This window comes from Bordetella tumulicola, from assembly GCF_054779135.1.
This window is the reverse complement of sequence record NZ_BAAGYU010000014.1, coordinates 1-13,345: the sequence shown is the minus strand read 5'-3', so window position 1 is coordinate 13,345 and position 13,345 is coordinate 1. Positions and strand designations below refer to the sequence as shown.

General features: G+C 60.9%; 15 protein-coding genes. 9 read left to right on the top strand and 6 right to left on the bottom strand.

The features are described 5' to 3' along the window. Nucleotides 1-24: 24 nt before the first annotated feature. The 4 genes from ACYVDM_RS25185 to apaG are packed head-to-tail and all read right to left on the bottom strand — an operon-like array spanning nt 25 to nt 3,698. On the bottom strand, nt 25-813 hold the full coding sequence (locus ACYVDM_RS25185; RefSeq protein ID WP_415793048.1) for a DsbC family protein: 789 nt from the start codon (nt 811-813) through the stop codon (nt 25-27). Between the two features lie 18 nt (nt 814-831). After that, nucleotides 832-2,001 carry a UbiH/UbiF family hydroxylase gene (locus ACYVDM_RS25180; RefSeq protein WP_415793049.1) on the bottom strand — a complete coding sequence of 390 codons (1,170 nt, stop codon included), beginning with the start codon at nt 1,999-2,001 and terminating at the stop codon, nt 832-834. After that, complete coding sequence (gene mltA, locus ACYVDM_RS25175; protein WP_460475491.1) at nt 1,998-3,293, bottom strand: murein transglycosylase A; 1,296 nt, start codon at nt 3,291-3,293, stop codon at nt 1,998-2,000. Before mltA ends, ACYVDM_RS25180 begins: the two co-directional genes overlap by 4 nt. 30 nt (nt 3,294-3,323) lie before the next feature. Beyond that, entirely contained in the window at nt 3,324-3,698 is a 375-nt protein-coding gene (gene apaG / locus ACYVDM_RS25170; protein ID WP_415793051.1) for a Co2+/Mg2+ efflux protein ApaG, read from the bottom strand. Nucleotides 3,699-3,801: 103 nt separating this feature from the next. On the opposite strand from apaG, the gene rpe reads away from it, so the two are divergent. The 7 genes from rpe (at nt 3,802) to ACYVDM_RS25135 (ending at nt 9,860) form a co-directional block, all read left to right on the top strand. Further along, nucleotides 3,802-4,533 (top strand): ribulose-phosphate 3-epimerase, encoded by a 732-nt coding sequence (gene rpe, locus ACYVDM_RS25165; protein ID WP_415793052.1) that lies wholly within the window; start codon nt 3,802-3,804, stop codon nt 4,531-4,533. A 66-nt stretch (nt 4,534-4,599) separates the two neighbouring features. Then, nucleotides 4,600-5,283, top strand: coding sequence for a phosphoglycolate phosphatase (locus ACYVDM_RS25160; protein WP_415793053.1), 684 nt, complete (start codon nt 4,600-4,602; stop codon nt 5,281-5,283). A gap of 305 nt (nt 5,284-5,588) precedes the next feature. Continuing rightward, a complete protein-coding gene (trpE, locus tag ACYVDM_RS25155) occupies nt 5,589-7,109 on the top strand; it encodes an anthranilate synthase component I (RefSeq protein ID WP_415793054.1) in 1,521 nt (506 codons plus the stop codon). An 86-nt stretch (nt 7,110-7,195) separates the two neighbouring features. Then, nucleotides 7,196-7,768 (top strand): aminodeoxychorismate/anthranilate synthase component II, encoded by a 573-nt coding sequence (locus ACYVDM_RS25150; RefSeq protein WP_415793055.1) that lies wholly within the window; start codon nt 7,196-7,198, stop codon nt 7,766-7,768. Between the two features lie 15 nt (nt 7,769-7,783). Further along, the gene (gene trpD / locus ACYVDM_RS25145; RefSeq protein ID WP_415793056.1) at nt 7,784-8,815 is read left to right on the top strand and encodes an anthranilate phosphoribosyltransferase; all 1,032 of its coding nucleotides are present in this window, start codon (nt 7,784-7,786) and stop codon (nt 8,813-8,815) included. After that, nucleotides 8,812-9,600, top strand: coding sequence for an indole-3-glycerol phosphate synthase TrpC (gene trpC / locus ACYVDM_RS25140; RefSeq protein WP_415793057.1), 789 nt, complete (start codon nt 8,812-8,814; stop codon nt 9,598-9,600). Before trpD ends, trpC begins: the two co-directional genes overlap by 4 nt. Nucleotides 9,601-9,692: 92 nt before the next feature. Next, nucleotides 9,693-9,860, top strand: a complete 168-nt coding sequence (locus ACYVDM_RS25135; protein ID WP_415793058.1) for a hypothetical protein — start codon at nt 9,693-9,695, stop codon at nt 9,858-9,860. 57 nt (nt 9,861-9,917) lie between these two features. On the opposite strand, the gene ACYVDM_RS25130 is transcribed toward ACYVDM_RS25135, so the two are convergent. Together ACYVDM_RS25130 and aqpZ are read right to left on the bottom strand one after the other, a co-directional pair. Further along, complete coding sequence (locus tag ACYVDM_RS25130) at nt 9,918-10,673, bottom strand: SDR family oxidoreductase (RefSeq protein ID WP_415793059.1); 756 nt, start codon at nt 10,671-10,673, stop codon at nt 9,918-9,920. A 134-nt stretch (nt 10,674-10,807) separates the two neighbouring features. Beyond that, nucleotides 10,808-11,518: an aquaporin Z gene (aqpZ, locus tag ACYVDM_RS25125; protein ID WP_415793060.1), complete on the bottom strand. Its 711-nt coding sequence runs from the start codon at nt 11,516-11,518 to the stop codon at nt 10,808-10,810. A gap of 125 nt (nt 11,519-11,643) precedes the next feature. Between aqpZ and ACYVDM_RS25120 the strand changes: the two genes are divergently transcribed. After that, the gene (locus ACYVDM_RS25120) at nt 11,644-12,153 is read left to right on the top strand and encodes an acyl-CoA thioesterase (protein ID WP_415793061.1); all 510 of its coding nucleotides are present in this window, start codon (nt 11,644-11,646) and stop codon (nt 12,151-12,153) included. A 604-nt stretch (nt 12,154-12,757) separates the two neighbouring features. Continuing rightward, on the top strand, nt 12,758-13,222 hold the full coding sequence (locus ACYVDM_RS25115) for a tripartite tricarboxylate transporter TctB family protein (protein ID WP_415793062.1): 465 nt from the start codon (nt 12,758-12,760) through the stop codon (nt 13,220-13,222). Nucleotides 13,223-13,345: the final 123 nt, after the last annotated feature.

The following is a 13,345-nucleotide window of genomic DNA, read 5'->3' as shown; positions in this document are numbered from 1 at the left end:
TCGGTACTCACGGCAAGTCTCCCGTTATTGTTGTCCCAAACGGCTTCGAATCATCTCTAGCGGCGCGGCGCCATTGAGCCGGCTGCCATCCTGGAAGAATATCGCGGGCGTACCGCGGACCATCAGCTTTTGGCCCAACGCCAGCACTTGCTGGGTCGGCGCATCGCATTCCGCCGTAGGGGGCGTCTTGCCGTCGACCATCCAGTCACTCCAGGCTTGCGCGGGATTCTTGGCACACCATACATCACGTGATTTGGTGGTCGAGTCCGGTGCCAGGATAGGGAACAAAAAAGTATAGATCGTCAGGTTGTCTTCGTCTTTCAGTGTCTTGTGCAACTGCTTGCAATAGCCGCAATTGGGGTCCTCAAAAACCGCCATCTTGCGCGCGCCGTTGCCACGCACCTGCTTGACGGCCAGATCCAGCGGCAACTCATCAAACGACACCGAACCCAGTTTTTCCAGACGATCCCGCGTCACGTCGCGACGTGACGCAGCGTCGATCAGCGGTCCTTCCATGACCCAACTGACCTTGTCATCGGTGTACACCAAATCGCTGCCCACTTGGACCTCGTAAATGCCATAGGGCGTGCGGCGTACGGCGGTCACCGGCAAGTCGTTGAATAGCTCGCTAAAGCGCTTCTCTACCGCCTTGGTCGCGGGATCGGAAGCAGACGCCTGATCCGGCGCGGCGGATTGAGCCGCGGCCGGTTGCGCGGTCGCCGGTGTCGTGGGTTGCGCCCACGCGCCGTTCGCCAAGCCAAGGCCCATGGCGCACAAAACACTTGCCAGGCAAGAGGAAAAACGGAAATTCATGCAAACTCCTAGGGCTGCTCAGTTACGTGAAGCGCCATCGATTAAATATCGCTTTAATAAGGGTGCGGCGTCCACCCAACGCATCCCTGCGTTGCGCAGCCAGGCCAGGGGCGCAGTACGCGCGCCGAACAAACGATGCAAGCCGTCAGTCGCCATGCGCATTGCCAATACGGATTCCGCCCGGGCGCGCTGATAGCGCCGCAATACCCGTGCGTCGCCCGCCTCGCGGTAAGGCTCACGCTCGGCGACGATACGGGACAACGCCTCGACGTCGCCCAAGCCCAGATTCAGGCCCTGCCCGGCCAAGGGATGCACGCGATGCGCCGCATCACCCGCCAACGCAATCCCCGGGGCGGTCATGCGCGCCTGATCCAGCGTCAGCGCAAACGCATGCAATTTGCTACGCACCCGCAGCCGACCCAGGCGACCTTGTGCCGCGTGCGCCAGCATCTGCTCCAGCTGGGCGCTTTGCTCTTCGGGCGCCAACGTCTGCAACGCCTGGGCCTGCGCGTTATGCATCGACCACACCATGGAGACCTGCGGACCATCGGCCGTATCGGGCAGCGGCAGCAACGCCAACACCCCGTCATCGCGAAACCATTGAAACGCCGTACCGTGGTGCGCACGCTCGGCATCCAGATGCACCACTAGCCCTGTGTCGTCATAAGGCACCGACGTGTGCGGCATGCCGGCAGCCGTACGCAGCGGCGACGCCGCGCCATCGGCGCCCACAAAGAGCTCGGCCTCGATCCATTCGCCGGCGGCAGTCTGCACCGCCCCCGGCCGATAGCCGACACAACGCTCAGGCAACCAGGAAATACCAACCATGCGTACGGCCTGCAGGAGCACCCGTTCGATCTCACCCGACTCGACAATCCAGGCCAGTTGCGGCTGCGCGGCCTGCCAGGCGTTCAGATCAACCCGGCCATCGGCATCGCCGTATATTTCCATCGCCTGCACCGGCGTGATACGCGCAGCAGGCATGGCGTCCCAAACGCCCAGCTCAGCCAAAAAGCGCTGACTGGACGGAGAAATGGCATACACCCGGGGATGATAAGTATCGGGACTGGCGGCCGGCACTGTGGCGGGCGGCGCCAGCAGCGTCACTCGTTGTCCCCTGCGCGCCAGGGCCAGCGCGCTCGACAAACCGACGATGCCCGCCCCGCAAATCACAATCGGGTGTTTCATCGCGCAGAGGGCTCCCCGGCCTGTTTAGGCCACAGCACCCACATCTGGCCGCGCTGTTTCATGCGGCCGGCCTGCGCGCCCGCCTCATCACCATACCCCCAATAGAAGTCCGCGCGCGCGGCCCCCTTGATGGCAGCGCCGGTGTCCTGGGCAAAGACCAGCCCCTGCAACGGCCGATCAGACGACGGCCACGTGGTCGACAAATACACGGGCGTGCCCAACGGCACGAAATTGGTATCCACGGCGATCGAACGGCGCGGCGCCAATGGAATGCCGTAGGCGCCCTTGGGACCTTGCTCCGGGTCTACTACCGCCTCTTCGCGAAAAAACACCACTGCCGGATTCGCATTCAGCATTTCCTGCACACGCGACGGATTGCGTTGCGCCCAGGCCCGGACGTTTTGCATCGATGCCTCGTTGGCGCGCAGCTCGCCCTTGTTGATCAGCCAACGCCCAATCGAGGCATAGGGTTGACCATTGTGATCCGCGTAGGCGACACGGATCGTCGTACCAGCGTCCGGGCCGTCCTTGAGCAGGACGCGGCCCGAGCCCTGTACCTGCAAGAAAAAGTTATCGACGGGGTCATCCACCCAGACGATGACCGGCGGCTTGGTGCCGGACGTCTCGAGCGTAGCGCGCGTGTCATAGGGCACCACCCGCTTGCCAACCAGCTTGCCACGCACGCGCTTGCCCGCCAAATCGGGGTACACCGCGCCCAAATCAATGGTCAGCAGGTCCTCGGGCACGCCATACAGCGGCCATTGATACGCGCCACCCTGACGCCGCGAGCCCCGCACCAGCGGCTCGTAATAGCCCGTCACGGTATTTGACGCGGTCCGATTGTCGGTGCCATTCAGGCGCCATGGCTGCAGGTGGGTCTGCAGAAATTGACGAACCGCCGCCGGATCCGAGCCACCCGCGAAATCGACTGCCGCCGCACAAACCGGCTGCCAGGCGCGCGGCGTCGCCCGCGCGGACGCCGCCAGATTACCCGAGGTCTGCCTCATCAAGCCTTGGCAGTTGCGCAGGAATAGCGGCCAAAACCGCGACAGATCGTCGTTAGTCCAGCCAGGCAACTCGGCCCAACCCGCCCGCTGGAAACCACCCGCCAGTTTTCGTGCGGGGGTATCTCGTAGCGAAGACAACGGCGGAACCACTAAGGGTCCGGTGATGGACGGCGTCGCGCCCGGCTGACCAGGCGCGCCCCCTTCGGGCGGAACCTTTGGCAGGCTGCACGAAACCAGTACCGCCAAAAAGGGCGACACGCATAACAATCTGAGAAAACGCTTCATAGGCAACTTTGTGGGGCGGTCCGCCCATTTTTAATGCAGGGTACGCGGCATAGCCAGCAAAAACTCGGCAATCGGCACCTCGAAAGGAATGCCGTTTTCGCCCACGCAGTGGTATGTCCCCCGCATGGTACCGACTGGCGTTTGCAGAGGACAGCCGCTGGTGTATTCAAACGTTTCGCCCGGCGCCAGCAATGGCTGCTGGCCGACGACGCCCAGGCCCCGGACCTCCTGGACACGCTGGTTGCCATCGGTGATGATCCAGTGACGGCTGATGACCTGCGCCGGATGCTCGCCGGTATTGGTGATGCGGATGGTATAGGCGAACACATACTGCTGTTCGGCGGGATCAGATTGCTCCGGCACAAACTGCGGAGCAACGGAGACGGTCAGGTCGTAGGGTTTCACGGGCCTTTTCCGATGAGCACAAAGGCGGTTAAACAACGCGCCGTACGACGAATCACCCTGTCAGGCACCCGTCACGCGCGGCAAACTACAATAATGGCACATTATGCCCGTGGAAACCTCCATCATCATGTCCGCCCCCACCCCGGCCACCACCCGTATCGCCCCCAGTATTCTGTCTGCCGACTTTGCCCGCCTGGGCGAAGAAGTGCGCAATGTCGTCGCCGCCGGCGCCGACTGGATCCACGTCGATGTCATGGACAACCACTATGTCCCCAACCTGACTATCGGCCCCATGGTGTGCGCCGCTATCCGCCCACACGTCCAAGTGCCCATCGACGTGCACCTGATGGTCGAACCCGTGGATGAACTGATCCCTCAGTTCGCCAAGGCCGGCGCCAATATCATCACCTTTCACCCCGACGCCTCGCGCCACGTGCACCGCACGCTGTCACTGATCCGCGACCACGGCTGCCAGGCCGGCCTGGTATTCAACCCGGCCAGCTCACTCGACGCCATGGACCATGTCATGGATCTGCTGGACGTGGTGCTGTTGATGTCGGTCAACCCGGGCTTTGGCGGGCAGAGCTTTATCACGTCAACGCTGGACAAACTGCGCGACGCCCGCGCCCGGATCGACCGTTGGACACAGGCCGGCGGCCAACCCATCCTGCTTGAGGTCGATGGCGGCGTCAAAATCGACAATATCGCGCAAATTCGCGCGGCCGGGGCCGATACGTTCGTCGCGGGTTCCGCCATTTTTGGCAAGCCCGACTATGCCCAGGTCATTCAAACCCTGCGCGGCGAAATCGCCAAAGCCTCGACCCTGGCTGCCTGAGCACGCCGCCACCTCCCGGGGTTCGCTTGCCCGGGAATCCGACCTAATCGCCTGAGATCATCACCTATGACCACTTTCCAAGCCGTGTTGCTTGACCTGGACGGCACCCTGCTGGACTCCATCCCGGACCTGGCGCATGCCGCTAACGCTATGCGCATTGAACTGGGCATGCACGCACTGCACGAAGACATCGTCGCAACTTTTGTCGGAAAAGGCGTCGACAACCTCGTGCGTCGCTCGCTGGCGGGCTCGCTGCAGGCGCCCGACCCGGAACCCGCGGCATTCGAACACGCGCGTGAATCGTTTTTTCGCCACTACCATCTGGTCAATGGCGACAAAGCCACGATTTTTAACGGCGTCATCGACGGCCTGAAAGCCATGCGCGATCAGGGCCTCAAGCTCGCCGTCGTCACCAACAAGCCGACCGAGTTCACGATCCCGCTATTGCAGCGCACGGGTTTGGCGGGTTTTTTCCAGGAAGTCGTCTGCGGCGACACCTGCGAGCGCCGCAAACCCGATCCCGACCAGATGTTCTACGCGTGCGAACGCCTGGGTGTGACACCCGCCCAAGCCATTGCCATCGGTGATTCCGTCAACGACGCGCTGGCCGCCCGGGCCGCGGGCATTCAAGTGCTGGCCGTGCCATACGGTTACAACGAGGGCCAGGACGTGCATGGGCTAGATGTCGATGGTATAATCGGCAGCATCGTCGACGCGTCTTTGTGGATAGCTCGCAAGAACCGCGGATAAAGACCGGCGAATAAAAGAGCAGCGACCCAGGATAGCCCTAACCGCTCAGTTTTACGTACTCAGCCTTTAAATACGCAGTCTTGATCATTGATATGAACGCTCGTCTCTCGAACCAAATGCGCAACGCCTCGTGGCGTTGGTGGCGTTTGCCTTCCGGGTGGCGATAGTTCCTTCCCGGCCCTGGACGCGTCAGCATCCCAGCGCCGAAGCTGCATAGAACAGCGCCAAAAGCCCGGAACCCACACTTGGACCGGGCTTTTTGTTATGTGCCCGGTCGGTAGAACCCAACAGCTACGAGACTCCACATGACCGAAATTGAATTCAAGGCCTTGGCCAACCAGGGATACAACCGAATCCCCCTGGTTTCAGAGACCTACGCCGATCTGGACACCCCGCTGGCCATTTATCTGAAACTGGCGCATAGCGGGCCCGAACGTGGCAGCATGAGCTGCCTGATGGAGTCCGTCGTGGGCGGCGAACGCTTTGGCCGCTACTCGTTCATCGGCCTGCCGGCCCGCACCGTGATCCGTGCCAGCGGCACCACGACCGAACTCCTGCATAGCGGCACAGTCGCCGAGACCTACGAAGGCGACCCGCTGACCTTTATCGAACAGTACCAGGCCCGCTTTAAGGTCGCCTTGCGCCCGGGCATGCCGCGCTTTTGCGGTGGACTGGCCGGCTATTTTGGCTATGACACCGTACGTCATATCGAGCCTCGCCTGGGACCTGCGGTCAAGCCGTACCCGGCCGGCATGGACAAGGGTACGCCCGACATTATGCTGATGCACGTCGATGAACTGGTCATCGTCGACAACTTGGCCGGACGCACCTATCTGATGGTGTACGCCGACCCCACCCAACCCGAGGCCTACAGCCGTGCGCAACAACGCCTGCGCGACTTGCGCACCCGCTTGCGCCGCCCCGTCGATATTCCGTACAGCCACGCCAGCATGCTGACCGAGGAGCAGCGAGATTTCAAAAAAGAAGACTACCTCGCCGCCGTCTACCAGGCCAAGGAATACATCGCCGCGGGCGATCTCATGCAAGTCCAGATCGGACAGGTCATTTCCAAGCCGTTCCGCGACTCTCCACTCTCGCTCTATCGCGCACTGCGCTCGCTGAATCCCTCGCCCTATATGTACTACTGGAACATGGGGGACTTTCAGGTAGTCGGCTCATCGCCGGAAATCCTGGTGCGCCAAGAGCAAATCCAGGACAACGGTGTCGCCAAGTCGCAAATCACCATTCGGCCGCTGGCAGGCACCCGCAAACGCGGCGCCACGCCTGAGCAAGACGCCGCATTGGCCGCAGAGTTGCAGGCCGATCCCAAAGAGATCGCCGAACACGTCATGCTGATCGACCTGGCCCGCAATGACGTTGGACGCGTCGCCGAAGTGGGCTCCGTCAAGCTCACCGACACCATGACCATCGAGCGCTATTCGCATGTGATGCATCTGGTGTCGAACGTCACGGGCAACTTGAACCCTGGCATGAGCAGCATGGACGTGCTGCGCGCCACCTTCCCCGCGGGCACCCTGACGGGTGCCCCCAAAGTGCGTGCCATGGAGATCATCGACGAGCTCGAGCCCGTGCGCCGCGGCATCTATGGCGGCGCGGCGGGCTACCTGAGCTATGGCGGCGAAATGGACGTCGCGATTGCGATCCGCACCGGCCTCATCAAAGACGGCATGTTGTATGTCCAGGCGGCAGCCGGCATCGTCGCCGACTCGGACCCCGAGCTGGAATGGGCCGAAACCGAAGCAAAAGCCCGCGCCGTCCTGCGCGCCGCCGAGCAAGTACAGCACGGACTGGATGAGCCGATCTGATAATCGACCCCCCCTTTAGCCCAGCCGCCCTGCAGGGCTCCGAGGGTTTGTGAACTGAATAATTTTTTTGAAATCGAGAGGCTCCAATGAGCAAGTTGTTAATGCTGGACAACTACGATTCATTTACCTATAACCTGGTGCAGTACTTCGGCGAGCTGGGTGAAGACGTCACCGTCGTTCGTAACGACCTGATCACGCTGGACGAAATCGCCGCCATGAAGCCGGATCGTATCTGCGTCTCGCCCGGTCCTTGCTCGCCCGCCGAGGCCGGCATATCCGTGCCGCTGATCCAGCGCTTTGCCGGACAGCTCCCCATTCTTGGGGTGTGTCTGGGACACCAGGCCATCGGCGCAGCCTATGGCGGCGATATTGTGCGAGCCCAGCAGATCATGCACGGCAAAACCATACAGATATCGCACCGTGGCACCGATATTTTCTCGGGCTTGCCATCCCCCTATACCGCCATCCGCTACAACTCGCTGACGATCGATCCCAACACGCTGCCCGATTGCCTGGAAGTCACCGCCACCGCACCCGATGGCGACATCATGGGCGTGCGCCATAAAACGCTGCCGCTGTACGGGGTACAGTTTCATCCTGAATCGGTGTTGAGCGAGCACGGACATGACATGCTGCGCAATTTTCTGAACATCCAATAATTAGAGACAATCATCATGACGATCACTTGCACCGAAGCGCTGACTCGCTGTATCGAGCATCGCGAAATTTTCCATGACGAAATGCTGCATCTGATGCGCCTGCTGATGCGTGGGGAAATGTCGCCGCAAATCGCCAGCGCGCTCATCATGGGCCTGCGGGTCAAGAAAGAAACCGTGGGCGAAATCACCGCCGCGGCGCAGGTCATGCGCGAGTTCGCGACCCCCGTCGTGACCCCGAACCCCGATGATCTGCTGGACATGTGCGGCACGGGTGGCGACGGCAGCCATACGTTCAATATTTCGACAACCGCCATGTTCGTCGCCGCTGCCGCTGGCGTTCCGATTGCCAAACACGGTGGGCGTAGCGCCTCGTCCTCGTCCGGCAGCGCCGACGTCCTCGAAGCCTTGGGCGCCAACCTGGTGCTCAGCCCCGAACAAGTCGCCGAATGCCTGCAAGCCACGGGCATAGGCTTTATGTTCGCCCCCGCGCACCATAGCGCCATGAAAAACGTCGCCGCCATTCGCAAAGAATTGGCCGTGCGTACCATGTTCAATATCCTGGGGCCGCTCACCAACCCTGCGGGCGCCGCCAACCAGTTGATGGGCGTGTTTCACCCGGACCTGGTCGGCATCCAGGTGCGTGTATTGCAACGCCTGGGCTCACGCCACGTCATGATCGTGCACGGCATGGACGGAATGGACGAGGCCTCGCTGGGCGGCTCGACGATGGTCGGGGAGCTTAAAGACGGCAAAATCCGCGAATACGAGATCCACCCGGAAGACTACGGCCTGGCAATGGTGTCTAATCGGGGCATCAAAGTCGGCAACCGCGAGGAATCGCGAGAGCTTGTCATGCAGGCCCTCGATAATGTCGAAGGCGTTGCCCGCGACATCGTCGCCCTGAACGCGGGGCTGGCGATCTACGCCGGCAACAAGGCCGACACGATCGAACAAGCCCTCTCGCAGGCTTTTGAACTGATTGCTAACGGCGCCGCCCGCGCCAAGCTAGAAGAATTCTGCGCATACACCCGGAAATTCCAACAATGAACGACATCCTTGCGAAAATCCTGGCCATCAAGGCCGAGGAAGTCGCCACGGCGCGCCAGTTGCGCAGCGAAGCAGAACTGCTGCGCGAAGCCCAGGCTCGACAAGACGTCCGTGGCTTTGCCCAGGCTATCGAAGACAAGATCGCCCAGGGCCAGGCCGGCGTGATCGCCGAGATCAAAAAGGCTTCGCCCTCGAAGGGTGTGCTGCGCGAAAATTTCGACCCCGCCACCATTGCTGCCACCTATGCCGTCCACGGGGCGGCCTGCCTGTCGGTCCTGACCGACGTGCACTTTTTCCAGGGCTCGCACGACAACCTGCGCCGCGCCCGTGCCGCCTGCCCGCTACCCGTGCTGCGTAAAGATTTCGTTATCGACACCTACCAGGTTATCTCGGCGCGCGCGATGGGCGCCGATTGCATCTTGCTCATCGTGGCCGCCCTCGCTCCTAATCAATTGCGCGATCTGGAAACCCTGGCGATCGAACTGGGCATGGACGTATTGGTCGAAGTGCACGATGCCAAAGAACTGGACGTCGCACTCAGCCTTCGGACGCCTCTGCTGGGCATTAACAACCGCAACCTGCGCACATTCCAGACCAGCCTGCAAAATACCCTGGATCTGCTGCCGCATATCCCTGCCGGCAAGCGTGTCGTAACCGAAAGCGGCATCCTGACGCCCGAAGACGTCAAGCTGATGCGCAGCCACAAGGTGGATGCTTTCCTCGTGGGCGAAGCCTTTATGCGCGCGGAAGACCCCGGTGTTGAACTGGCGCGCTTGATGCACTGAGGCGAGGCAGATTTGGCCCGCGGCGCAACGGCGCCGCCGCCAACGCCTACGACAGGATTAACATGGCAGGAAACCTCTTCAGGAGAACCGCCATGCCGAACTCTCTACGCGTACTGTCGTTGATCGCCATCGCAATGGCCCTGGCAGGGTGTGCCCACGGCAACCATCAACCCGGCCCCCCGCATCCCGGGGCCGTCAATCCTTATAGCAATGGCGGCTTTCACGATGCCGGCCCTAATTACCCGGACACGGGTATTTAGGACGCTCCGGCTGGCCACCGCCACAGTATCGGCAACGCTGCCGCGCAACGGTACGAATCACTTGCCGCCCGACACCTCAATAAACGAGCCGGTCGTGTAGCCGGCCTCGTCGGAGAAGAACCACATGACGGCGCCGGCAACCTCGTCGACCGTGCCGCCGCGTTGCAACGGAATGGCGCTGGCCAGGCGGTCGACCCGGCCCGGTTCGCCGCCGCTGGCATGCATCTCGGTATAAATCGTGCCGGGCCGCACACTATTGACGCGGATACCGTCGGCCGCGACTTCTTTCGACAGGCCGATCGTCAGGGTATCCAACGCGCCTTTCGATGCCGCGTAATCCACGTATTCGCCCGGCGATCCCAGACGGGCCGCCACGGACGAAACATTGACGATGGCGCCGCCCTGCCCGCCATGGCGCGGCGACATGCGGCGCACGGCCTCGCGACAACACAGTAGCGGGCCCACGACGTTGGTATGCAAAATACGGGTAATGCGCGCGGCATCCATGTCCTCGACACGCATCTGCGTTTCCAGCACGCCCGCATTATTCACCAACGCATCGATACGGCCCAACTCGCGGTCGACGCGCTCGAACAATTGCACAACCTGCGCTTCATCGGACACGTCGGCGCCCATCGCAATCGCGTGGCCGCCGTCAGCCTGAATGGCCCGCACCACATCGTCGGCCGCGTCGCGGCGACGATGGTAATTGACGCAGACCGCATAGCCACGACGTGACGCCAGCCGAGCAACAGCCGCACCGATGCCGCGGCTGCCACCCGTAACGATCATGACTTTTTTCGATGGGTGCATCGAACAACTCCAATAGTCAGCATAATCCGCGTATGAGACAGGCGGCTGACAACCTTATCGCGATTTCCATGCCGCTGCACAGAACCGACGACATCAAGACCGCAGCCTGCGCGGCTACGGTCTTGGGGCACCCATCATGCGACTACGTTTTCGCGGCCCACGAAGCGATAAACCACCGCGGCCAAGAGGGCGCCCACAATCGGTGCCAGCCAGAACAGCCACAGTTGTTCGACTGCCCAACCCCCCACAAACAGCGCCGGGCCCGTCGAACGTGCCGGGTTCACCGACGTGTTGGTGACCGGAATGCTGATCAAGTGAATCAGCGTCAAGGCCAGACCAATCGGTATCGGCGCAAAGCCGGCGGGCGCCCGCTTATCAGTAGCCCCCAGAATCACAAACAAAAAGCCAAACGTCATCACGACTTCGCAGATCAGTGCGGCCGTCAAGGTGTACCCACCCGGCGAATGTTCACCATACCCGTTCGCCGCAAAGCCGCTGGCGACCAAGTCGAAACCTTCCTTGCCCCCGGCAATTACCGCCAGCACGGCCGCCGCCACGATCGCGCCGACAACCTGGGCCACCACATAGGGCACGATTTCGCGCACGGGAAAACGCCCCCCTGCCGCCAGTCCCACCGTCACCGCCGGATTGAAATGTCCGCCCGAAATATGGCCGACGGCAAAAGCCATCGTCAAGACCGTCAAACCGAAAGCCAGAGCGACCCCGGCAAAGCCTATCCCTAACTCAGGAAAACCGGCGGCAAGTACCGCCGCCCCGCAACCACCCAATACTAGCCAGAAGGTACCGATCAACTCCGCCACGCAACGCTTCGATAGCGACGACATAATAGATCTCCAGGACAAAGGTTCGCAGAGCGTATCTCCAACACAGCCCACCCAAAAGTGAAGTTTTGCAAAGCTGGGGGCCTCGCTAGGGATTACCATGACGTTTTAGACTCTGTTGCCCTGTCATGCAAGAAACTAATCACCAATTGTCGATGACCATCCTGATGACGCCTGACATGGCGAACTTCGCAGGCAACGTTCACGGTGGCACGATTTTGAAGTACCTTGACCAGGTCGCCTATGCCTGTGCCAGCCGCTATGCGGGCAACTATGTCGTGACGCTATCGGTCGACCAGGTGGTGTTTCGTCAGCCCATCCATGTGGGCGAACTGGTGACTTTTCTTGCCTCGGTGAACTACACCGGCCGGACGTCGATGGAAATCGGCGTCAAGGTGGTGACCGAAGACATCCGCAAACAGATCGTGCGCCACACCAACAGTTGCTATTTCACGATGGTCGCGGTCGACGATGACGGGCAACCTACCGCTGTCCCGCCGTTACCCGTACTGACTGAGGAACAACAGCAGCGATACGACGCGGCGCGTGAGCGGCGAGAGCTGCGCCAGACACTGGAGCAGCACCAGGCGGAAATCAAACGTCGCGCGCAGAATGCGGTAACCGGCGCCACGGAATAATCCGTCGTCACCCAAGTCAAAGTCGGCGCTCGCTTCAGGGATTGGCCGACGTCTCGATTCGTTGCTCGTTCGCAACGAATTGAGTACAAATCGCTGAGGATTTTCCCTAATAAAGGGGTTTTAGCGCCGAGCGCCAGATAGATAAATGAGCGTATACAAGCCTCCGATGAGGACGAGCTCAGCGCATAATGCAGGGCCAATGTCCACCTGATGGTCACTTTTTAGTGCATTAAAGGCTTGTTCGGATCAGGTCATTGCATCCATCAAAACCGCCTTTCCGACCCCTTACGCACCGGCGACAGAGGCCATAAACAGGCCCATCAGCGCGCGGCAGCGCCTGTCTACAACCCCATCTGCGGCCTATCAGAGTTAGAGGATTCACCAACAGAATTCTCAACTGCATCGTGATACGATCCACCCGACTTGGACTTTGCGTGCTGGCGGTGCGCTTGGTGTCCGGATGCTTGTGGAACCTAGATGTGGCCCGCACAGACGTGCCATGTTTTTTATTTGTTCTGTCCAAGCCCCATGCATCTTTTGACATAGCGTCTCCGCCATCACGGCCCGCTCGGCTTGGCACGACACAAATATATGGAGACCTTTTATGCAGCTAAGGAACAAGCAAGATTTCTGGTCGGGAGTGATGTTTGCTCTCATCGGCCTGGGATTTGCGTATGGAGCGACTGAGTATTCGATGGGCACCTCCGCCCGCATGGGCCCAGGTTACTTTCCCTTTTGGCTCGGTGTCTGCCTGGCCATCTTGGGTGCGGTAGTCGCTCTTGGCGCACTGTCGCCCAAAGCAACAGAAACCGTGATCGACAAGTTCGACTTCAAGATCCTCTTCATCATCATCGGTTCTGTCGTGCTGTTCGGCGTGGCGCTACGCCCGCTGGGGCTCTACACCTCACTGTTCCTGCTGGTCGTGCTCAGTAGTATTGCCAGCTTTGAATTCAGCTGGCGCGTCGCATTGCTTAACGCAATCTTCCTGGTCGCGTTCTGCTGGCTGGCGTTTATCAAAGGCCTGGGGCTGATTTTCCCGTTGTGGCCGTCGTTTCTGGGCATGAACTAAAACATAAGGGGAAAACAAGATCATGGAATTGATGGACAACCTGACGCTCGGACTATCCGTAGCGTTCACTCCCGAAAACCTGCTGTACGCCTTGCTGGGCTGCATTTTGGGCACCCTGGTTGG